The organism is Antrihabitans spumae (genome assembly GCF_043944905.1).
Taxonomy (GTDB): domain Bacteria; phylum Actinomycetota; class Actinomycetes; order Mycobacteriales; family Mycobacteriaceae; genus Antrihabitans; species Antrihabitans spumae.
This window is the reverse complement of record NZ_JBIMSN010000078.1, coordinates 24,622-45,298: the sequence shown is the minus strand read 5'-3', so window position 1 is coordinate 45,298 and position 20,677 is coordinate 24,622. Positions and strand designations below refer to the sequence as shown.

The 20,677-nt window shown below is 62.8% G+C and carries 20 protein-coding genes and 2 pseudogenes; 15 read left to right on the top strand and 7 right to left on the bottom strand.

Annotated features, from left to right (window positions below):
* Window positions 1-173: 173 nt before the first annotated feature.
* From ACHIRB_RS17950 to ACHIRB_RS17940, 3 genes and pseudogenes are all read right to left on the bottom strand, one after another.
* Window positions 174-1,029, bottom strand: a pseudogene (locus tag ACHIRB_RS17950) (metal-dependent hydrolase).
* A complete protein-coding gene (locus ACHIRB_RS17945) occupies window positions 1,026-1,679 on the bottom strand; it encodes a TetR/AcrR family transcriptional regulator (RefSeq protein WP_395118300.1) in 654 nt (217 codons plus the stop codon). The pseudogene ACHIRB_RS17950 and the gene ACHIRB_RS17945 overlap by 4 nt, the downstream one beginning before the upstream one ends.
* A 71-nt stretch (window positions 1,680-1,750) precedes the next feature.
* Window positions 1,751-2,805 (bottom strand): annotated as a pseudogene (locus ACHIRB_RS17940) (2Fe-2S iron-sulfur cluster-binding protein).
* A gap of 143 nt (window positions 2,806-2,948) precedes the next feature.
* Here ACHIRB_RS17940 and ACHIRB_RS17935 point away from each other — a divergent pair.
* Genes ACHIRB_RS17935 through ACHIRB_RS17910 form a run of 6 tightly spaced genes read left to right on the top strand, consistent with a single transcriptional unit; the run spans window position 2,949 to window position 9,396 of the window.
* Window positions 2,949-3,869 carry an alpha/beta hydrolase gene (locus ACHIRB_RS17935; protein WP_395118298.1) on the top strand — a complete coding sequence of 307 codons (921 nt, stop codon included), beginning with the start codon at window positions 2,949-2,951 and terminating at the stop codon, window positions 3,867-3,869.
* A complete protein-coding gene (locus ACHIRB_RS17930) occupies window positions 3,869-4,774 on the top strand; it encodes an SDR family NAD(P)-dependent oxidoreductase (protein WP_395127737.1) in 906 nt (301 codons plus the stop codon). The genes ACHIRB_RS17935 and ACHIRB_RS17930 overlap by 1 nt, the downstream gene beginning before the upstream one ends.
* A 2-nt stretch (window positions 4,775-4,776) precedes the next feature.
* Window positions 4,777-5,697, top strand: coding sequence for a ferritin family protein (locus ACHIRB_RS17925; protein ID WP_199704088.1), 921 nt, complete (start codon window positions 4,777-4,779; stop codon window positions 5,695-5,697).
* Window positions 5,694-7,208, top strand: coding sequence for a flavin-containing monooxygenase (locus tag ACHIRB_RS17920; protein ID WP_395118294.1), 1,515 nt, complete (start codon window positions 5,694-5,696; stop codon window positions 7,206-7,208). The genes ACHIRB_RS17925 and ACHIRB_RS17920 overlap by 4 nt, the downstream gene beginning before the upstream one ends.
* Window positions 7,208-8,044: a MerR family transcriptional regulator gene (locus tag ACHIRB_RS17915; RefSeq protein ID WP_395118292.1), complete on the top strand. Its 837-nt coding sequence runs from the start codon at window positions 7,208-7,210 to the stop codon at window positions 8,042-8,044. The genes ACHIRB_RS17920 and ACHIRB_RS17915 overlap by 1 nt, the downstream gene beginning before the upstream one ends.
* Window positions 8,044-9,396 carry a DUF445 domain-containing protein gene (locus ACHIRB_RS17910; RefSeq protein ID WP_395125817.1) on the top strand — a complete coding sequence of 451 codons (1,353 nt, stop codon included), beginning with the start codon at window positions 8,044-8,046 and terminating at the stop codon, window positions 9,394-9,396. The genes ACHIRB_RS17915 and ACHIRB_RS17910 overlap by 1 nt, the downstream gene beginning before the upstream one ends.
* Here the strand turns inward: ACHIRB_RS17910 and ACHIRB_RS17905 are convergent, their stop codons facing one another.
* Entirely contained in the window at window positions 9,397-9,810 is a 414-nt protein-coding gene (locus ACHIRB_RS17905) for a hypothetical protein (RefSeq protein WP_395118288.1), read from the bottom strand.
* Window positions 9,811-10,014: 204 nt separating this feature from the next.
* Between ACHIRB_RS17905 and ACHIRB_RS17900 the strand changes: the two genes are divergently transcribed.
* Window positions 10,015-10,626 carry an AAA family ATPase gene (locus tag ACHIRB_RS17900; protein ID WP_395118286.1) on the top strand — a complete coding sequence of 204 codons (612 nt, stop codon included), beginning with the start codon at window positions 10,015-10,017 and terminating at the stop codon, window positions 10,624-10,626.
* A 56-nt stretch (window positions 10,627-10,682) separates the two neighbouring features.
* Complete coding sequence (locus ACHIRB_RS17895; RefSeq protein WP_199704096.1) at window positions 10,683-11,102, top strand: GNAT family N-acetyltransferase; 420 nt, start codon at window positions 10,683-10,685, stop codon at window positions 11,100-11,102.
* Here ACHIRB_RS17895 and ACHIRB_RS17890 read toward each other — a convergent pair.
* Window positions 11,099-11,677, bottom strand: coding sequence for a helix-turn-helix domain-containing protein (locus ACHIRB_RS17890; RefSeq protein ID WP_395118283.1), 579 nt, complete (start codon window positions 11,675-11,677; stop codon window positions 11,099-11,101). The genes ACHIRB_RS17895 and ACHIRB_RS17890 overlap by 4 nt on opposite strands.
* 87 nt (window positions 11,678-11,764) lie before the next feature.
* On the opposite strand from ACHIRB_RS17890, the gene ACHIRB_RS17885 reads away from it, so the two are divergent.
* The 3 genes from ACHIRB_RS17885 (at window position 11,765) to ACHIRB_RS17875 (ending at window position 14,457) form a co-directional block, all read left to right on the top strand.
* Window positions 11,765-12,754: an NAD(P)/FAD-dependent oxidoreductase gene (locus ACHIRB_RS17885; RefSeq protein ID WP_395118281.1), complete on the top strand. Its 990-nt coding sequence runs from the start codon at window positions 11,765-11,767 to the stop codon at window positions 12,752-12,754.
* A gap of 146 nt (window positions 12,755-12,900) precedes the next feature.
* A complete protein-coding gene (locus ACHIRB_RS17880) occupies window positions 12,901-13,308 on the top strand; it encodes a YciI family protein (RefSeq protein WP_395118302.1) in 408 nt (135 codons plus the stop codon).
* Window positions 13,309-13,314: 6 nt separating this feature from the next.
* On the top strand, window positions 13,315-14,457 hold the full coding sequence (locus ACHIRB_RS17875) for an RNA polymerase sigma factor (protein ID WP_395118279.1): 1,143 nt from the start codon (window positions 13,315-13,317) through the stop codon (window positions 14,455-14,457).
* A 9-nt stretch (window positions 14,458-14,466) separates the two neighbouring features.
* Here ACHIRB_RS17875 and ACHIRB_RS17870 read toward each other — a convergent pair whose 3' ends face one another.
* A complete protein-coding gene (locus tag ACHIRB_RS17870; protein WP_395118277.1) occupies window positions 14,467-14,670 on the bottom strand; it encodes a zinc-ribbon domain-containing protein in 204 nt (67 codons plus the stop codon).
* Between the two features lie 60 nt (window positions 14,671-14,730).
* Here ACHIRB_RS17870 and ACHIRB_RS17865 point away from each other — a divergent pair, with 60 nt between their 5' ends.
* The 4 genes from ACHIRB_RS17865 to ACHIRB_RS17850 all read left to right on the top strand — a co-directional run bounded on the left by ACHIRB_RS17865 (window position 14,731) and on the right by ACHIRB_RS17850 (window position 19,629).
* Entirely contained in the window at window positions 14,731-15,456 is a 726-nt protein-coding gene (locus tag ACHIRB_RS17865) for a DJ-1/PfpI family protein (protein WP_395118275.1), read from the top strand.
* Window positions 15,457-15,566: 110 nt separating this feature from the next.
* Window positions 15,567-17,057 carry a Mur ligase family protein gene (locus ACHIRB_RS17860; RefSeq protein WP_395118273.1) on the top strand — a complete coding sequence of 497 codons (1,491 nt, stop codon included), beginning with the start codon at window positions 15,567-15,569 and terminating at the stop codon, window positions 17,055-17,057.
* A gap of 180 nt (window positions 17,058-17,237) precedes the next feature.
* Window positions 17,238-18,611 carry a hemolysin family protein gene (locus tag ACHIRB_RS17855; RefSeq protein WP_395118271.1) on the top strand — a complete coding sequence of 458 codons (1,374 nt, stop codon included), beginning with the start codon at window positions 17,238-17,240 and terminating at the stop codon, window positions 18,609-18,611.
* Window positions 18,604-19,629 (top strand): hemolysin family protein, encoded by a 1,026-nt coding sequence (locus tag ACHIRB_RS17850; RefSeq protein ID WP_395125816.1) that lies wholly within the window; start codon window positions 18,604-18,606, stop codon window positions 19,627-19,629. Before ACHIRB_RS17855 ends, ACHIRB_RS17850 begins: the two co-directional genes overlap by 8 nt.
* A gap of 94 nt (window positions 19,630-19,723) precedes the next feature.
* Here the strand turns inward: ACHIRB_RS17850 and ACHIRB_RS17845 are convergent, their stop codons facing one another.
* A complete protein-coding gene (locus tag ACHIRB_RS17845) occupies window positions 19,724-20,287 on the bottom strand; it encodes a hypothetical protein (RefSeq protein WP_395125815.1) in 564 nt (187 codons plus the stop codon).
* Between the last annotated feature and the right edge of the window lie 390 nt (window positions 20,288-20,677).

Sequence of the window (20,677 nt, the reverse complement as noted above, 5' to 3'; positions counted from 1 at the left end):
ACCGTCACGCAGCATCAGCTGCATGACCCACGAGGATCTGTCCAAGATCCTTGACACACCTCAGTGCTCGGTCCGCAGTACGTGTCCATATCCGTCGCACACCTGCTTGGTGGCGAGGCGTCCTTTTCGCGTGAGCCGCCTGACGTCCATGGTCCCCGTTCGTAGGTGTGCGCCTACTTTAGATGATCGGTCAGCACACCCTGCTCGCCGAAGAGTTCGGTGCGCCAACGAGTCGAGGAGTGCGGTGGCATCGACGTCGTCGGGGTGAAAGCCGTTGTGGTTGTAGGCGCGCAGATGTTCGATGACGACGCGTGCGAGGAACGGTGAATGTCGCAGTGCCGCAATGCTTCGCACCAGTCGTCTCGGGTTGTACGTCGCGCGGTCACCGAGCAGCGAAATGGCCGTGAAGATGATGACGATGGGGAAGAACAGCGCGTTGACGAGGAACATCGTGAAGATCCGCAGACGTTCGCTTCCGCCCGTGTGCCGGTACACGTCGAACGCGACCGACTTGTGCTCGGACTCCTCCAGCGCGTGCCACAGCAGCATCGAACGAACCTCGGTCTCGCCGAGCAGTTCCTGCGCCTCCGGACTGGTCAGCAGCCGTTCGGCGACGGTGGCCGTGTAGTGCTCCAGCGCGGCTGTGACTGCAAGCTGGAAGCGCTTCGGCACGATACGATCGGTGCGGATCAGCAGATTGTGCGCGAATCGATCGACAAGCCTTGTCGGATAACCCATCTCACGAAGACGATCGTTGAGCGCTCGATGTTCGCGACCGTGCGTGACCTCCTGGCCGATGAAGCCCCGCACCTGCTTCTTCAGTTCTGGATCGGTGATCTTGTCCTGGTAGTGCTTCACGGACCGAATGAAGAAATCTTCACCCTCCGGGAACATGGCCGACAGCACGGCAACGGCGTGACTCATCACCAGGTCGCCCTGGACGTAGTGCCGATCGAGTCCGCCCGTTGGATACGAGAAGGCGATTCGACGTGTCTTCACGGCGCGCTGAGGTATGGGCTGAGCACTCATTGTGATCTCCTGTTGTCGGGCGGATGGAAGAACGAACTGAGCAGAGACGATCCCTGCGCGCCTGCAATCGCGAATTTGATGAGTTCGCGCACGGCGGACTGCCGACCGCGAGCATCCCCGTCGATGATCGAGTGCACGCGTAGGCCCGTGTAGAGGGCTTCGACGCCGCTGATGATGTCGTCGATGAACGGCATGTTTGCCAGGTCGGGGAAGTATTCCGTGATGACGGAGCGGCTCATGTCGTTGAGCTGCTTGGGGATTGCTGCAACTTCCTCGCGCAGCTCGTCGTCCGTGCGTGCCGCTACGGTCAACTCCAGCAAGGCAGCGAAGTTGCGGTCGTTGTACAGCGACCACAGCACGTCCAACGCTTCGGGTGCGGTCCGCCTCGACGGTGGCAAGGCCCCGAAACGGCGGCGAAACTCCTCGGCTCTCTGGCCGATCAGGTGCTCGGCCAACGCTGCGACCAGATCGGACTTCGTCGGAAAGTGATGCGCCAGAGCACCCCTCGACACTTCGGCCTGGCGCACCACGTCGTTGGTCGACAGCCCCGCGTAACCGGATTCGCACAGGCAGTCGACCGCCGCGTCGAGCAGCCGGTTTCGCATTGCGTCGACGCGTTGCTTCTGGGTCATCCGGATCGGAGAGCGCACAGCCCGACGCGATAGCGGAAGGTACCTACAGGCAAGGCTGCCGGTAGTAACAGTTAGTTCAGCTTTTGGCGTCAGCGATCGAACGCGATATCCAGCTCGTCGGTTTCGGGGATCGATTGGCAGGCGAGGCGCACACCTCGGTCGAGTTCGTACTGGTCCAGCGTGTCGTTCACGAGCATCGTCACCACACCCGAACGCAACGAATAGGCGCAGCCGCCGCAGTTTCCCTCACGGCAGACGTAGGGCGCGTCCAGGTCGTTGTCGAGCAGAACATCGAGCAGCACCTGATCTCGCGGCCAGTTCAGCGTGTGCACTTCGCCCTCGAGGTCGACGGTGGCTATCGCTCCGGAATTCGACGACACTGCCGGTGCGGTGGCGCGCTCCGCGAACGCATCGGTGTTAGCGAGACGAAAACTTCCTTGTGGATCATGTCCGGCGAAGCGCCGGCGGACGACAGTGCCCGTCCTGCGACCTCCATAAACGGCGCTGGCCCACAGATGAACGCTCGCTGCCCCGCCACATCGCCGAAGATCTCGCGCAGCGTCTCGTGGGTGGGGAGTCCCGAGGTCGATTCCAGCCAGTGCTGCACGGAGAGCCGAGTTGGATGCGCACCGACAAGCGCACGCAGCTGGTCGTCGAAGATGACCGATTGTGGATCGCGATTGGCGTAGACCAGACGAATTGTGTTGCTGTGCTTCGCCAATGCGGTCTGCAGAATCGACATGATCGGTGTTATGCCACTGCCCGCAGCGACGAGCACGAAGTCGTCGTCCCAGTCGGTCGGAGTGAACATCCCGCCGGGCCGTAGTGAGTCGAGGCTCATTCCAGCAGTTGCGTTGTCGCACAACCAGTTCGAACCGTGTCCACCGTCGACACGCTTGACCGTGACCTGCAACTGGCGGCCTGCGGACGGCGTGCTCGACAGCGAGTAGCAACGCGACACCGAATCGTCGGCATGCGGAATGCGCAGGGTCAGGAACTGACCGGGGGTGTAGGGGAACGCCTCTTCGCTGCCACTTGGGACATCGAAGACGATGGAGACTGCGTCGGACGTCTCCTCGATCACTTTGACTATCTCGAGCGAGTGCGCTGACGAGCGGGCGTCGTTGGCCTTCGTTGCGGTCATGGTCAAAGTGTGGCTGATAAATGAGCCATTGACAAATGGCACATGCATGAGTGACCCTGTTAAGCATGACGAACGCAGGGTCAACGACGACCCCAATTCGGCCGGTACCCGTATCGGCTTCAATTCCGTCCAGGCTCGCGGCGATGGCGACATCCGTGACGCTACGGCCGCTGACCAGCGCATTACCGCTCAACGCGCGTGCCGTGTGGGCATCACGGCAGTTGATCGCGGGGTTCATGTCCACACTCGGACCGCCGTTGCGGGGAACGAAAGTAGTCCAGGTTCGATCCGGTGCGGTCCGTGGCGAATGGGTCGCAGCACCTGGCGTCGAATTCGGTGACAGAGCGGTCTACTACATCCACGGCAGCGGCTATGTGATCTGCTCGGCACGCACACACCGCGGTCTCGCGTCCAGACTCTCGCGCGCCACTGGATTGCCGGTCTTCCTCGCCGACTACCGCCTCGCACCCGAGCATCCGTTTCCCGCGGCTGCGGACGACATCGAAGCCGGCTACCGCTGGTTGCTCGAACGTGGCTTCCTGGCAAGCGATCTCGTTGTCGCGGGCGATTCCGCAGGCGGACATCTCGCACTCGATCTGATGATCGAGAACGCGCGGACCGCGACCCCGCAACCTGCTGCGTGCGTTATGTTCTCGCCGCTCGTCGACATTTCCTTCGGATTGTCGGCAGATCAGGAACGGGTCCGCCCCGATCCGATGATCACAGCGCAGGGAGCACGTGAACTTGTCGCCCTCTACATCGCCGGACACGATGCCAAGCACACCCGCTTGACTCTGAAACTGGCTGCTGGAAGCAACCTTCCGCCGATCCTCGTGCAGGCGGGTGAGGTTGAGATGTTGAGCGCAGACGCCAGGTACCTGCAGCAAACCGTGCGGGCGGCCGGCGGTAGGTGCGACCTCGAAATCTGGCCTGGCCAGATGCACGTCTTCCAAGCGCTGTCGCTCCTGATCCCGGAAGCCAACCACGCCGTCGCACGGGCAGCGCACTTCATCACCACGTCGCTCGAACAGACGGCGACACTTACAGAAAGGCGGGTCAGCTGATGCTGGGACTCGACACCCTGCTTGCCCCGTTCACTCGTAACGGTCGCTCGCACAAGGCGAAAGCGGTCGTCACCGGCGCGGGAAGCGGCATCGGCCGTGCCTTCGCGCTGGAACTCGCAGCTCGTGGCGGCGAGGTCATCTGCGCCGATATCGACAAGGAGCGCGCTGAGGAAACCGTTCGCATCATCGAACGGGTCTACGGCACAACGGCGCACGCGTTCTTCTGCGACGTCGGCCGCCGTGAGGACGTGGAAAGCCCTGCGTTGCATGCGGAACTGATCTTCAAAGGACCGCCGAGCCTGGTGATCAACAACGCCGGAGTCGGCATCGGTGGAAAGCCGGTCGGCAGTATCGGTCTCGACGACTGGAAGTGGGCACTCGACATCAACCTCTGGGGTGTCGTGTACGGCTGCGAGTTGTTCACACCCCAACTTCGTGCCGCCGGCCGAGGCGGAATCATCAATGTCGCCTCCGCCGCCGGATTCGCCGCGGCACCATCGATGGCCGCACACAACGTGTCCAAGGCGGCAGTGATGTCGCTGTCGGAAACGATGGCCGCCGAGCTCAGCGGGACCGGCGTCAACGTCACCGTGTTGTGCCCGACTTTCGTCAAGACGAACGTCGCCAAGGACGGCCGCATCACCGCCAAGTCGTCGCAACTCGCGGACACATTGATGCGACTGACCGGCTTCTCGCCCGAGAGCGTCGCCAAGACAACTCTCGACGCCCACGACAAAGGCAAGCTCTACGTACTCCCGCAGCTCGACGCCAACCTCGTCTGGCATCTCAAGCGGCATTTCCCCGCGCAGTACGCGTATGGCATCGGAATGCTCAATCGCATTCTCCCCCAAGAAGACACGGCGGCCGCACCGGCGCCGAGCTCCACTCAGAAGACAGGAGTCTGACCATGGCTATGGACCTCGAAAAAATGCTGCAGATGATCAAAGACAAGCAGTGGGCACTTGCCGACATCGACTGGGACGGACCAGGGGCGGACACCATCAGCCCCGAAATGCACGCCAAACTCAAGCCGTTCATGGCGGATCTGATGTGGATCGAAAACGTCGGTGCGCGAGGCTTCGCGGCAATGGCCAAGAAGGCGCCGAACGACACTCTCAAGAGCATCTACGAGCACTTCCACGCTGAAGAACAGAAGCACGCCAATGCGGAACTCGCACTGATGCGACGCTGGGGCATGCTCGACGGCGACAAGATTCCCGAGCCGAACATCAACGTCAAGATCGTCATCGACTGGCTCGATCGCTACGCCGACGGTATGTCGCTTTCGTTCCTCGGCACGGTCATCCCGATGCTCGAGGTCGCCCTCGATGGCGCACTGATCAAGTTCATCACCGACGAAGTTCCCGATCCCGTCGCGCAGCAGGTGTTCAAGCGGATCAACAACGACGAATCACGCCATTTGGCAGTCGGTTTCGAGGTAATGGATCTGCTGGGTCATGCCACCGCTCGCAAACTTGCCATCGACCTGGTCGGCGGCTGGCTCAACCCGTCGCTGATCATCGGCGCGCTGAGTTATGTCCCGCTGTTGAACAAGATGCGCGACAACATCGTTGCCATGGGCGTCGACGAGGAGCGCCTCTACGGCGCGATGAATCGCTTCAAGGCTGCAGGCGAACGCGGTGACTTCGCCAAGCGGCTGCCGATGTACCAGATCATCAAGTACCACGGCTCCATGGTCATCAACCGCAAGCACCCGTACCACCTCCTTGCCGACACGCTGGTCAAGGTGACGGCGCACGTGCCGGAACGCTTCATTCATTCCGATCCCAAGTGGGCGCAGGAACTGACCTACGAGCCTGTCGCATGAGTAAGTCCGCGCCACTGGACGTGGCAATCATCGGCGGCGGATTCGCCGGCATCGGTACCGCAATTCGGTTGAAACAGAAGGGAATCACCGATTTCGCGATCTTCGAACGCGACACTCGCGTCGGTGGCACCTGGCGGGACAACACCTACCCGGGGGCGGCGTGCGACATCCCGTCGCGGCTCTACTCCTACAGTTTCGCTCCCAACCCCGACTGGTCGCACACCTACTCCGGCAGTGCCGAGATCCTCGGCTACGTCGAGTCGATGGTCGAAGAGTTCGGTCTGCGCAACCACTTTCGGTTCGGGCACACCGTCACGAACCTGCAGTTCGACGAGGAAGCCGGCCTATGGACGGTGACCTTCGACGGTCGCAAACCCAAGGTTTTCGCCCGCTCTGTAGTCGTGGCGTCGGGACCGTTGGCCAATGCCAGCCTGCCGAACATCAAGGGCATCGACACCTACGAGGGCCATAAGGTCCACAGCGCGAAGTGGGATCACGACTACGACTTCGCAGGCAAGAAGGTCGCCGTCGTCGGCACCGGTGCCAGCGCGGTCCAGATCGTTCCCGAATTGGTGAAGCAGGCCGAGTCGGTGAAGGTGTTCCAGCGCACTGCCGGTTGGGTGCTGCCCCGAGTGAACCGGCGCACCAACAGTGTGTCCAAGATGCTGTATCGCCAGTTCCCTGTCACGGAATCCCTTGCGCGGCAAGCATGGTTCTGGGGACACGAATCGGTGGCACTCGGTGTCGTGTGGAACACCCCGCTTACTCGCGTCGTCGAAACCGTCGGCAAGGCGCATCTTCGTGCGCAGGTGAAGGATCCGTGGTTGCGGCGTCAACTCACCCCCGACTTCCGCGCAGGTTGCAAGCGGTTGCTGATGACAAGCGACTACTACCCGGCGTTGCAGAAGGACAACTGCAAACTGATCACCTGGCCGATTGCGACGTTGTCTCCCAAAGGCATTCGGACAGTCGAGGGTATCGAGCACCAGTTCGACTGCATCGTGTTCGCGACCGGTTTCGACGTGTCGAAGACGGGCACTCCAATTCCGATCGTCGGTCGGCACGGCCGGGTGCTTTCGGACGAGTGGAGCAAGGGTGCCTACGCCTACAAGAGCGTCGCGGTGTCGGGCTACCCGAATCTGTATCTGACTTTCGGACCCAACTCGGGTCCGGGACACAGCTCCGCCCTGGTGTACATGGAAGCGCAGATCGACTACATCACCGATGCGGTCCGCACCGTTCTCGACAAGAACCTCACGATGCTCGACGTGCGGCGCGACGTCCAGGACCGCTACAACGCCGATATTCAACAGCGTCTCGAATCGACGACGTGGAATTCGGGTTGCCAGAGTTGGTATCTCACCGAGGACGGCTTCAACGCCACGATGTTCCCCGGCTTCGCCACGCAGTACGCGCACCAGCTGCGCAAGCTCGACCTGCGCGACTTCGTGCTGGCGTCGGATGCGACGAAGCTCGGCAACCGTCCGAGTGAACGCGCCGCTGTGAGCTGATGGCCGTCGGTCGGGTAGCGCCCGTTCCCGCTGTACTCACCCGTGCGGGGGCACGGGCGCTACGCCTCGTCGGCTATTCCATCTCAGCCGCCATAGGTGACCCGACCGAATTCCGGATCGACGAACTCGCCCGCGCAGCAGGCACAACGACGAGAAACGTACGCGCCTATCAGGAGCGTGGACTGCTGCCACCGCCGACCAGGCATCGCGGCAGGGCATCCATCGACGACCGAACCCATCTTGAGCGACTGAAGATCATCGATTCGCTGCTGCAACGGAAGTTCACGTCCGCTCACATCGGTGGGATCATCTCGTGCTTGGAATCGGGCCGAGACCTGAGCGAGGTGCTCGGTTTCGAGCCCGCCACAGGCGAAGACTCCGACGACGGCACCATTCGAATTCCACTCGACCTCGTCGACAATTTTCTCGGCGTCGGCGGTTCGCAGATGATCGACAAACTTGTCGGACTCGGACTTGCCACCGCGAACGCCGACGCATCGACGGTCACGTTCACCGAGCCCCGCCTGCTCGATATCTTCACCGATCTGAATCGCTACGGCCTCCAGCTGCGCGAACTTGTCGAGCTGTACGAGTCGGTCGCGTCGGCGGTCGGTGGCATCGCACGCTTGATGGTCGATGCGGCGAAAGGTCGTGTTGCCGTTGGCCTCTCGGCCGATTCGCGCGAACCTACCGACGAGGACCGAACGGCGATACTCGACCACATGCGTGCACTGGGCGTCGCTGCCGTCAACACCAGTCTGCATGCTGCGCTCGACGACCTCGTCGACGAAGCAATCGCCGACGTCGCGCCCGCCGCGGCACTGCGGCGGGCGTGATGTCCGCCGTCGCGTTGAGCGGAATCATCGACTGGCACGAGCTCGCCGGCTGGTCGACTTTCACGATCGAGCTTGTCACCATCCCGATCTTTTCCGCCGTCGCAGGTCTCATCACCAACTGGACCGGCGTGTGGATGCTGTTCGCACTCGTGAAGTTCGCCGGCTTCCGGGTTCCGGGACTCGCGGCGATCTATCCGTGGTTCCCGAGGAGGGTCCAGATTCTGCCGATCTTCGCCGCGGGCGGACGGTTCGGCTTTCAAGGATTCATCCCCGCTCGAAGCGAGAAGATGGCGTCGATGGTGGTCGACAAAGCCATCTCACGGATCGGCGGACCCAGCGACTTCTTCCGCCAACTCGAACCTGCCGCGATCGCGAATCAATTCGCCTCGATCATCGCCTCGGACCTGAGGTCGACTGTGGACGCGGTGATCCAGCATGCGTATCCCGATCTGTTGGACGACCTGCCACCACGGGTCCGCGAAGTCGTTTACGCGCGCGTGGCCGAGGAACTACCAGAGCTCGCGAACCGGGCGTTCAACGAGATCGGCGAACACGTCGACGAACTTCTGAACGTCAAGACGATGATCATCGAATGTCTCGCCGCACGACCGGAGTTGTTGAAAGACGTCGTGCAAGGTATCGGAGCACCCGAACTTCGCTTTATGGTCCGCAGCGGCCTGCTCGGTTTCCCGTTCGGCATCCTGCTGGCGCTGTACCTGCATGTCCACCACAGCATCCCGGTGGTCGGCGTGCTCCCCAACTGGCTGGTTATCCTCTGCGGCGCCGCGATGATCGGCGTCACGGTCAACGTCATCGCTGTGCGCGTCGTATTCACTCCGGCCGTTGCCAAGCCCTGGTACCTGTGTCCGTGGCGTCAGGCCAGGTTCGCTCGTCGGCAGGAGGCCGCGGCAACCGATTTCGGCCACGCGATCGCCCATCAGGTCATCACGATGCCGGTTATCGTCGGGCACCTGATCGACGGCCCGAACGGTGACAAGACCAAGAAGCTGCTCAATCGAGTTCTGGCCGAAGAGATCGACCGCATCCTCGGCCGGATGAAGCCGCTCGTGAGTGTTGCCGTCGGCGCACGGCGGATGAAAGCAATACGGCGCGGGTCGACGAGCACCGCAATTGCAGTGGTACCGGAGTTGGCGACCGATCCCGAATTCAACCGGGTGCAGGCGCAGAAGCTCGACCTGCTGTGCGCGCAGAAGCTGCGCGAGCTACCGCCGGAAGACTTCGTAGAACTGCTCTATTGCGCGGTCGAGCAGGATGCGTGGCTGCTGTATCTGCACGGCGCAGTGCTCGGCGTCGCCGTCGGCTGCGTGCATCTGCTGATCTTCGGGGCCTAACTAGGGAATCACGATGCAGAAGGGTCCGATCGGAATTCCTCGTCCGATGGTGACCTCGACGTTGCTGAAGGACGATCCGTCACCGATGGACGCCGTGACCCAGAATCGACCGTTCTGACGCGGTGTCCACGTCGTCTCGACGCGACCGTTGACAGGGAACGCGTTGATCGCGCCGAACGAGGCCAATCCGGTCGACTGGAAGAAGACCTGGTCGCCGTTGTCGGTAGTTGCGGTGAGTTTGTAGGTGCAGCCTGCGCCGTAGACATTCGACGATCCGGTGCTGAGGCCAGGTTCGATGTTGATGCTGGTGACGCCTGCCGAGGCAGTCGGCGCGGAAAGCACCATGGTGAGCGCTGCAGTTCCGAGTACAGCGGTGGCAGCTGCCAACCGTGATCCCTGTCGTTTACGGTTCATGGTTCTCCCTGACTCGGACGTAAAGGTGTTACTGGAGTGGTAAAAGTTACTGGAGTGACAGAATGCCACTCGTAAGCTACCTGGCAAAGTCATTCTGCCTGACGTAGGTCATTGTGACTCAATCGAAATTTCCGGTTACACCCCGTAGCGGCGATCCACTCCGGCCACCGGCAACGGCGGATCGTTCTCGCTAGGCTCGGACTGATGTTGATTTGGATCAACGGCGCATTCGGTGCTGGAAAGACCCATACCGCTTTCGAATTGCACCGGCGCGTGCCGAACTCGCACGTCGCCGATCCTGAGCTCATCGGATTTGCGATCCACAGAATGCTGCCCGCGACCGCTCGGGTCGACTTCCAGGATCGACCGCAATGGCGTTCAGCGGTTGTGTCGACGCTGGCCGATGCGGTTGTGGCACACGACGGTCCTGTCATCGTTCCCATGACTCTGGTGAACCCTGACTATTTCGACGAGATCATGACAGGGCTCGTCACTGCAGGCATCGAAGTGCGGCACTTTGCGCTCATCGCCACGCCGGAAACGCTGCGCAAACGACTGCGGACTCGGGTCGGGTACGTGATCGGTCGTGTGGTGGGTCGGGACGAAACCTGGGCGATGGCACAGATCGACCGGTGCGTTGCCGCGCTTGCGACGGACCGGTTCGCCGAGCACATCGCCACCGACGACCGCGGTATCGACGACGTCGTGGAAGAGATCGCCGGACGGGTCGGTCTCGGCCTCGACGAGCCGCCGCTCGGTGCGGTCCGCTACCAGGTGCGCCGAGCGGCGGTCGGTCTGGCGCACATCAGATTCTGAGTCGGGTGAGACAAATACGGTTGTCCGAATCCGTGGAGCACAGCCATGATCAGAAGATGCCGAGCGACGAATACAGCTTCAGCGACGACCCTGCGCGGATCGATCGGCACGCGATCAGCGCCTTCCTGATGGCCCACGCCTACTGGGCGACCTGGCGGACTCATGAGGACATTTCTGCAGCCATCGACGGGTCGTGGCGGGTTATCGGCTGCTACGACCGTGGCGGCGAGCTTGTCGGCTTTGCCCGCGCGATCTCCGACGGCGTCAATTTCGGCTACCTCGCGGATGTGTTCGTTTTGCCAGCTCATCGCGGTAACGGACTCGGTGTGCAGCTGGTCACCGAGATGATCGAGAACGGTCCGGGCAGGACGTTTCGCTGGATGCTGCATACGGCCGACGCCCACGACCTCTATCGCAAATTCGGCTTCGGAGAACCGAATTCGTCGCTGCTGGAGCGAGCCAGTACGCGCGGTTAGGCGCGGGGTTCGTCGTCGCCGTTTTTGTGACCGCGACGGGCGGCGTTGTCGAAGATGCCGAGAAGCTCGCACGGTCCGCCCTCTGCACCTATGGCGTGAGGGAGCATCGTGGGAAACTCTGCGGCCTGGTTCGTTTCGATCCGGAAACGCTGATTGCCCAGCATCAGGATGGCGGTGCCGGACAGGACGACGAGCCACTCGTGCCCGGTGTGTGCGCGCATTCGTGCGGGGTTGTCCGGCGGCGGATTGGTCAGGCGCTGACGCACGACCATGATGCCGGGTTGTGCCTTGATCGGCCAGCGCAGCATTGCGTTGGCCGCGTCGATGATCGGATTGGCGATCACGTTGTCGGTGGCCGTCTCGACAAGTTGATCGAGCGAGGTGTCGAGCGCCCGTGCGAGGGTGACGAGTTGGTCGAGAGCCAAACGGCGCTGACCGTTCTCGATGCGGCTGAGCGTGGACTGGCTGACGTGCGCGCGGGCGGCGAGTTCGTCGAGGGACAAGCCTTGCGCCACCCTCAAGGCGCGGATGCGTTTGCGCACCAGGCTGTCCAACTCGCCGTTGTCTTGCGTCATACGCAACATTGTATGCCTATAGGGCAATCCCTGGTTATGGTCGATTCATCGCCTCGAACACTGAGGTTTGGAGAAGAAGGAGACGACATGAGTGCAACAACCAGCACCGAAGCAAACGACAAGACACTCGACGCCATTGTGATCGGTGGCGGTGCGGCCGGACTCAACGGTGCCCTGATGCTCGCGCGCTCACGTCGGTCTGTGGTTGTGATCGACAGCGGCACACCACGAAACGCGCCCGCCGCGGGTATCCACGGACTGCTCGGCCAGGACGGAACTCCGCCGGCCGTGCTGCTGGAACGGGGTCGCGCCGAAGTACGCGGCTACGGCGGCACGATCGTGACCGGAGAGGTCGTGCACGCGGCACCGGCCGAGGAGTCCGCGGACGGCGACCTGCGATTCACCGTCACCCTCGCCGACGGAGCCACACTGACCGCGAGGCGCATCCTGGTCGCCACCGGTCTGCGCGACGTCCTTCCCGACATTCCGGGACTGGCCGAGCACTGGGGTCGCAGCGTTGTGCACTGCCCCTACTGCCATGGCTGGGAAGTGCGTGACGAGCCGATCGGTGTTCTTGCGGTCGGTCCCGCATCGGTTCACCATGCGATGCTGTTTCGGCAATTGACCGACGACCTGGTCTACTTCACCCGCGACACCGAGCTCGACGACGACACACGCGCGCGGTTCGCGGCGCGCAACATTCGGGTTGTCGACGGTCCGGTCGATCGGGTCGTCGCAGCAGAAGATGGCGGTATCGCCGGAGTGCAGTTGACGGATGGGCAACTCGTGCCACGTCGTGTAATTGCCGTTGCCACAACCATGCTCGCGCGAACCGACGGCATAGAAGATCTGCAACTGCCGATGCAGGACCATCCGATGGGAATGGGCAACCACTTCGCCACCGGAATGGCAGGTACGACGTCGGTCCCCGGCGTCTGGGTCGCAGGCAACGCGACCGACCTGTCAGCTCAGGTCGGTGCCTCCGCCGCAGCGGGTGCTCTGGCGGGTGCGCATATGAATGCCGATTTAGTTCTTGCCGACACACAGGAGGCCATGACGCTCAGCGCCCATTCGTGACGTTTTGGGACGGGATCCCGTCTCAAAACGCAACGAATGGTGTCTCAGCGTCACGACTTTGGGTAAGCATGTCGAGAACCCGAATGCGGCTGCGTCCCAGCAGTGAACACGGCCAGAATGGGCCGTACCGCAGCAAGGAGAACACGATGGCCAAGTACCTACTTCTCAAGCACTACCGCGGCGCCCCGACGCCGGTCAACGACGTGCCGATGGATCAGTGGACGCAGGACGAAATCTCGGCGCACATGCAGTACATGGAAGACTTCGCCGATCGGCTCCGCGACACCGGCGAATTCGTCGACTCGCAGGCACTGTCCGACCAGGGCTCGTGGGTCCGCTTCGACGGCGAGGGGCGCGCACCCGTCACCGACGGTCCGTTCGCGGAGACCAAGGATCTGATCGCCGGGTTCATGGTGATCGACGTCGAAAACTACAAGCGCGCACTGGAATTGGCAGGCGAGCTGTCTGCCGCGCCAGGCGCAGGTGGGAAGCCGATTCACGAATGGCTCGAAATCCGTCCGTTTATGGGCGCACCAAGCACCATCACGGAGTGAGAATCCATGGATGAGGCTCTGCTACGGACCCTCACTCCGGCTGTGATCGGCATCCTCGTCCGGCGCGGAGCAGATTTCGCGGCGGCCGAGGATGCCGTGCAGGATGCGCTGGTCGAAGCGGTGCGAGTCTGGCCGGACGATCCGCCACGGGACCCGAAAGCCTGGCTGATCGCGGTCGGTTGGCGAAAATTTCTCGACGCCACCCGAGCGGCCACATCTCGGCAGCGGCGTGAGGAACTTGTCGAGGTGCAGCCCGAGCCTGGTCCGACCGAGACAGAAGACGACACGCTCGCGCTCTACTTCCTTTGTGCACACCCATCTTTGACCCAGGCGTCGGCGGTCGCGCTGATGCTGCGGGCGGTCGGCGGTCTGACCACGAGACAGATCGCGCAGGCCTACCTCGTTCCAGAAGCGACGATGGCCCAGCGCATCAGCCGAGCCAAGAAGACGGTCTCGGGAGTCCGGTTCGACCAACCGGGTGACGTCACGACTGTGGTCCGCGTTCTGTACCTCGTTTTCAACGAAGGCTACAGCGGCAGTGTGGATCTCGCGGCCGAGGCGATCCGGCTCACGCGGCAGGTTGCCGCACTGGCGAAGCACGAGGAGGTCGAGGGTCTGCTTGCCTTGATGCTGCTGCATCACGCGCGTCGGCCGGCGCGGACTCGTGCCGACGGCAGCCTGGTACCCCTCGCAGAGCAGGACCGCAGCCTGTGGGACACCGCCATTATCGCCGAAGGGGTCGACGTGCTGCAGGCGGCTCTTGCTCGGGATCGATTGGGGGAGTTCCAGTCTCAGGCGGCGATCGCTGCATTGCATGCAGATGCGCGTTCGGCCGAGGAGACCGACTGGGTGCAGATCGTCGAGTGGTACGACGAGTTGCTGCGGTTCACCGACAGCCCAGTGGTCCGGCTCAATCGTGCTGTCGCGGTCGGTGAGGCAGACGGTCCGCGTGCGGGTCTGGCCGCATTGGCAGAACTCGACTCCGGTCTGCCTCGCTATGCCGCCGTCGAGGCGTACTTGCGTGAGCGGGACGGTGACCGGGCGACCGCAGCCCGGCTCTATGCCGAAGCGGCCAGATCGGCATCGAATCTCCCCGAACGTGACCACCTCACCCGGCAGGCCGCGAGACTCAACGCGTCGCTGCGATAGCGCCACATGTCAGGCTTCGATAGCAGCGCCACAGATCTCGCAGACCTCGAATTGCCGACGCTTCCACCGCGCCAGCGGGATGAAGAAGACGGTGAACTGCTTGTAATCCTTGATGCGCGCCCACTGCGTCGTGTTGTGGCAACGCGGGCAGGTCCGGGTCTCGCCTGGGCCGAGTTGCTTGCGTTTGGTGCCGAAGCCGAAGAGTAGAAACACAACACCAGCGTACGGACGAGGCCGAGTGCCACCTTCGGTGCGCGAATTCTATGATCATTTATGCAGATCGCCATCGTTCTCTATCCGGGCATGACGGCGTTGGACGTCATCGGACCGTACGAAGTGCTGCGCGCGATGAAAGGCGCGGAGATCCGCTTCGTCTGGCACGAGGTGGGTCCGATCGTGACGGACAGCGGAGTGCTTGTCCTCGGCGCCACGCACTCGTTCGCGGACACGCCGACCCCGGACATCGTGCTGATCGGCGGATCCGCAACGGACACCATGACCGCTGCCGCAGATACGAGACTGCTGGATTGGCTCCGCAGCGTGCACCGCACCACAACCTGGACACTGTCGGTATGCAGCGGGTCGGCGATCCTCGCAGCAGCCGGGATTCTCGATGGTCGACCCGCAACCAGCCATTGGGCTGCGCTGCCGATCCTGCGGACCTTCGGGGCGAAACCTGTTGGCAGCCAACGAATTGTGCAAGACGGCAAAATCGTCACAGCTGCAGGCGTTTCAGCTGGAATCGACTTGGCCCTGTGGCTCGTTGGCGAGATCGAGGGCCAGGCTCGCGCCGAAGCGATACAGCTCATCATCGAGTACGACCCGCAACCGCCGTTCGACAGCGGACATCTCAGCAAGGCCACTCCGAAGACCAAGGCGCTGGCCGCAAAGGTTGCCGCGGGAATGGTGACGCCGAGCGACGTCGGCGGCGAAGCTGTCGCTACTGCGAAGGTGGCGTGGGACGGCGCGCTTCGCAAGATCGGACGATTGCGTTCGTGATGCGCTGAACGTCGGCAACCTATGTCCGATTTACTATCCGTCCGACCTGGGTATACCCGATCAATGAATGGCCTTGCGTATTCGCGCCTGCCGCGCAGGACCGCACCCCTGTGACGTGCGAACGCCTCCGCGAGGACCCGCCTCTGCCGATCGGCTCCTCTCTTGCCGCGCTGGCTGCAACGGTGGGTGCGCAGTACCGCGATGTCGCGGTCACGATCACCGGCGTCAGCGACGATTCGCGCAGCGTCGAACCCGGCGACCTCTACATCGCTCTACCCGGCGATAACGTACACGGACTCGACTTCGAAGCCGACGCCGTCGCGCGCGGCGCTGCCGCCGTTCTCAGCGACCGACCGTCCACGTTGCTTCCGACGATCATCGTCGAGGACCCTCGTCGGTGGGCCGGTCCGGTGAGTTCGGAAATCTATGGAATGCCGTCGACCGCGCTCGAGGTGTTCGGCGTGACCGGCACCAACGGCAAGACAAGTACGACCTATCTCCTCGATGCGGCGCTGACCGCCGCGGGTGAGACCGTCGGGACGATCACCGGAATTTCCATCTCCGGTCCGGCCGGATCTAGTCCGGCATTGCGCACGACCCCTGAGGCCGCGCCACTGCAGAAGGCCCTTGCGTCGTTCCGCGACACCGGGGCAACGGTTGCCGCGATGGAGGTGTCGTCGCATGCCGTCACCCACAGGAGGGTCGACGGAACACGCTTCGCCGCAATGGGTTTCACTAACCTGGCCAGGGATCATCTGGACTTTCACGGGTCCATGGACGTGTACTTCGCAGCCAAGGCCGCGCTGTTCACCCCTGAGCGAACCGCCTTGGCGGCTATCGGCATCGACGACGACTACGGCCGTCTGCTTGTCGCCACCACCCAGGTGCCGTCCTGGACGTGGTCGACCGTCGACCCGACGGCCGACATCTTCGGCGACGGAATCGACTGCGGGGATTCTGGAACGACCTTCACAGCGCGCACGCCGATGGGCAGCTACGACGTCAGGCTGCCACTACTGGGCCCGCATCAGGTCCGCAATGCTCTGGCTGCGATGACGTTGCTCGCCGCGACCGGACGAGACCTCGGTGCTGCGGTCACCGGATTCGAAAGTGTGGCAGGTGTACCGGGTCGATTGGAACGGATAGATGCCGGTCAGACCTTTCTCGCTCTGGTCGACTACATGCACAACACGGCTGGCCAACGTCAGCTACTGCCGTATCTGCGGACGCTGACAGCGGGACGTTTGATCGTCGTCGTCGGCGCGACCGGTGATCGAGACCCTGGCAAACGATTCCCGCTCGGGAGGACGGCGGCCGCGCTGGCGGATGTCGTCATCGTCAGTGACGAGAGCCCGTGTTCCGAGGATCCAGCCGATATCCGTGCGGCGGTGGCCGCCGGAGCGTTCGCGGCGCGGCAGGCGAAGGTCGTCGTCGAACCCGACCGTCGCACGGCATTCGATCTGGCTGTCGGATTGGCCGAGCCCGGCGACGTGGTCGTCGTGACCGGTCGTGGTTGCGACCCCGTGCAGTTGTACGGCAGCGACGTGCGGACGTTCGACGACCGCACCGAACTGCGATCTGCCCTGCGCGACAGGATATGACCCCGTTCGTCGAGTAGTCACCCGATACGTCGGGCACGTTCATGTGTCCGCTTTGCCGTATTCTCGGAGAGAACTCCATCTAGGCAACAGAAAGCAGGTCATGAAGCGCGCAAAGCGCCACCGAAGACCCGTCCCGCCCAATGCCGGTTCCGGTGAACATGCGCTTGTGGTGATACCGCCGTGCTGACTGCTTTGACCGTCCTTGCCGGCATCGGTGTCGTATTCGCGATCACCGTTCTGACGGGATACTTCGTCGCCCAAGAGTTCGCGTACATGGCAGTCGACCGGTCCCGACTGAAGGCTCGCGCCGACGCCGGCGACACAGCCTCTGCCCGTGCACTTGCCGTCACACGTCGAACTTCGTTTATGCTTTCCGGCGCTCAGCTCGGCATCACCGTCACCGGACTTCTCGTCGGCTACGTCGCCGAACCGTTGATCGGTCGTGGGCTCGGGGAGTTGCTCGGCGGTATCGGAATTCCAACCGCGGTCGGTATCGGAATCGGTGCCGTGCTTGCGATCCTGTTCTCTACGTTCGTGCAGATGGTGTTCGGTGAGCTGTTCCCGAAAAACCTTGCTATCTCGCGACCCGAACCTGTTGCTCGCCGCCTTGCCTTCTCGACCACCCTCTACCTGCGGTTGTTCGGATGGCTGATCTGGTTGTTCGATCAGGCGTCGAATCAGTTGCTGCGAGTGCTGCGGATCGACCCCGTCCACGACGTCGAACATTCCGCTAACCCGCGCGACCTTGCGCACATCGTTGCCGAGTCCCGCCACAACGGCGAATTGCCTCGCGATCTCTCGATTCTGCTCGACCGCATCCTCGACTTCCCGACTCGCACCGCCGAACACGCGATGATTCCAAGGCCACGGGTGGACACGGTAGGGGTCGGCGAATCGGTGACCGCGGTGCTCGCCAGGATGGGGGCCGGCCACACCAGGTATCCGGTAGTCGGCGACACCGTCGACGACCTCCTCGGCGTTGTGCACCTGCACGATCTGCTGGCCGACGATGTCCAGGGCACGGTCGAATCACATACCCGCACAGCAGTTGTCGTCCCCTCGACGCTCCCGCTACCCGAGGTGCTCGGACGGCTGGTCGAGGCCGGTGACGAGCTAGCCCTCGTCGTCGACGAGTACGGCGGTTTCGCTGGCATGGTCACGATCGAAGACATGGCGGAGGAGTTGGTCGGCGAACTCGCTGACGAACACGACCCCGCGCTCGTCACCGGCGCTGTTCGTTCCGAGGACGGTTGGCTGATTCCCGGCGATTTGCACATCGACGAGGCCGAACGCATCCTCGACCATCGTTTGCCTGCAGGCGATTACGAAACCTTGGCTGGTTTGGTTATCGCCGAGTTCGGCGGTCTTCCGCAGGTCGGCGACACCGTCACCGTGTCCCTTCCGCCGGACGCAGCCGACTTGATCTCCGACGAGGAGCCAACCGTTCGGGTAGCAACGATGCAGGTGCGCGGTGTCGAAAAGCATGTTCCGGCATCGGTTTTCGTCGCGGTGAGCGGTCGAGCCGACGATGTTGCGGAGGCTGCACATGGATAACCCGTGGATCGTCGTACTGATTACGGTCGGATTGATCGGCGCGAGCGCGTTTTTCGTCGCAGTGGAGTTCGCGCTGATCGCGGCGCGCCGACACCGCCTCGAAGACGCAGCCGCGAGCAGTCGTGCGGCGCGTGCTGCATTGCGGAGCGCATCGGAACTCTCGGTCCTGCTCGCCGGCTCTCAGCTCGGTATCACCGTATGCACGCTCGCGTTGGGCGCGATAAGCAAACCGGCAGTGCATCATTGGCTGACCCCGCTGCTGGAGGGGTGGGGCGCCGTCACCTGGCTCGCCGATGTCGGCGGCTTCGTTCTCGCCCTGATCATCATCACGTTCCTGCACCTGGTTGTCGGCGAGATGGCACCGAAATCCTGGGCGATCGCGCATCCGGAGAAGTCGGCGACAATGCTCGCGATTCCGACGCGGGGATTTATGTGGGCCGCACGGCCGTTGCTGAATCAGCTGAACCGAATGGCCAACTGGTGTTTGGTGAAGGTCGGGGTCGAACCTGTCGATCAGCTTGCGGCCGGGCAAGATCCGCAATCGTTGCGGCAACTTGTCGAGCATTCCGCGACTGCGGGTGTCCTCGACGAGGGTTACCGTCGACGACTCGTCGACGCGCTCGAGCTGGAAACGCTTACCGTTGCCGACATGCTCCGCGAACGCGTCACTCCTGCGAGCGTCGAGGCAGGCGCTGCGACTGCCGAGATCCGTGCAGTCGGTCGTAGCAGCGGGCACCTTCGACTGCTCGTCACAGGGGTCGACGGTGTCGAGGGCGTGGTGCACGTGCGCGACACTTTGCTGGCCGATCCGTCTACGACCGCCCGCGACCTGATGCGAACGGTATTGATCCTCGCTCCGGAGACATCCGTCTCCGAGGCGTTGCGAAGCATTCGTGACGCGCGCAGCCACCTCGCGGTCGTACAGGACCACAACCAGCACGTGCTCGGCGTCGTCACTCTCACGGACATCCTCGAACGTCTAATGCCTGACACGTCGACGTGGAGTCGAATCGGCTAGCTGCCGGCATTGTCGCTCGATCCCGAAGGCTCGAGCAGGCTGTTACGTAAGCATCGTGCGAGTGCGCATCGCCGCAACAGCCTGCTCGCCGCCGTCAGTTACCGAGTCGGTTGGCGAGAGTCCTTCCCAGACCCGAAACGATCTGACCGCCACGCTGCTGCTCGCCCTGTTGAGCTGCGAGAACGACAACGGCACCGGTCAGGACCGGGATGACCCACTGGATGACGCGAAGCTGCTTCTGTGCAGATTGCGCGGCATCGGGAGTGCCTGGTGCTGGTTCGGTGGCACCTGCAGCCGGGATCCGACCTTCCCTGGCAACCTTGGAACCCAGGTAGCCGGAATACGCCGTTGCTCCGGCAGCGGCAAGGGTGACAACGGTCTTGACGGTGGTATTCGCTGCGACACCGTCCTGGTGGGCAACGCGCTTCCGGTTCGCCGCGATCAGTCCGAGCCCGCCGATGCCGTGCATGCCGATTGCGACGGCGCTGATCGGCGCCCATCGAGCCCAACCGTCGGCAGCGATTCGCGCACGATCGTTGGGGTCTTTGACGTCGCTTGCCGCACCGTTGAGACCGGTGGCACCCATCAGCGATCCGCCGAACCAAGCTGCAGCTCCGACGTCGTGCATCGAGCGAACAAGGGTGTTGCGTGTGGTCATCGTGACTCCTTCGACTCGACGCTTAAACGCGAGCCGTGTTGTGCGCCGTCACCGACGTCGTGCGTCGGATAGCGTTCGGAATGGTGCTCGAATGAGCTGCGCTGCATATGGACGACATGGACGTTCGCCGGCGGCAGAATTAGCAGCTGATTGGCCTAGCCCGACTGTGTTCTCAAGCGGGGGCGACCTTTTGGTGAATACCCAGCAAGGTTGCATCCAAACGATCTAGCGAGTGATGTCAGCAACCCCACACGTGCTCGGTCGATGCCTACCCCGATGCATTTGGCGGCATTGGTTTCCAATAAGCCGAATCGGGTAGACGAAGTGTGGGTGGCCTCATCAACCGGTTGATTTGGTTGTCAAGATTCCGCAGGTCCAGAAAGTGGCCTG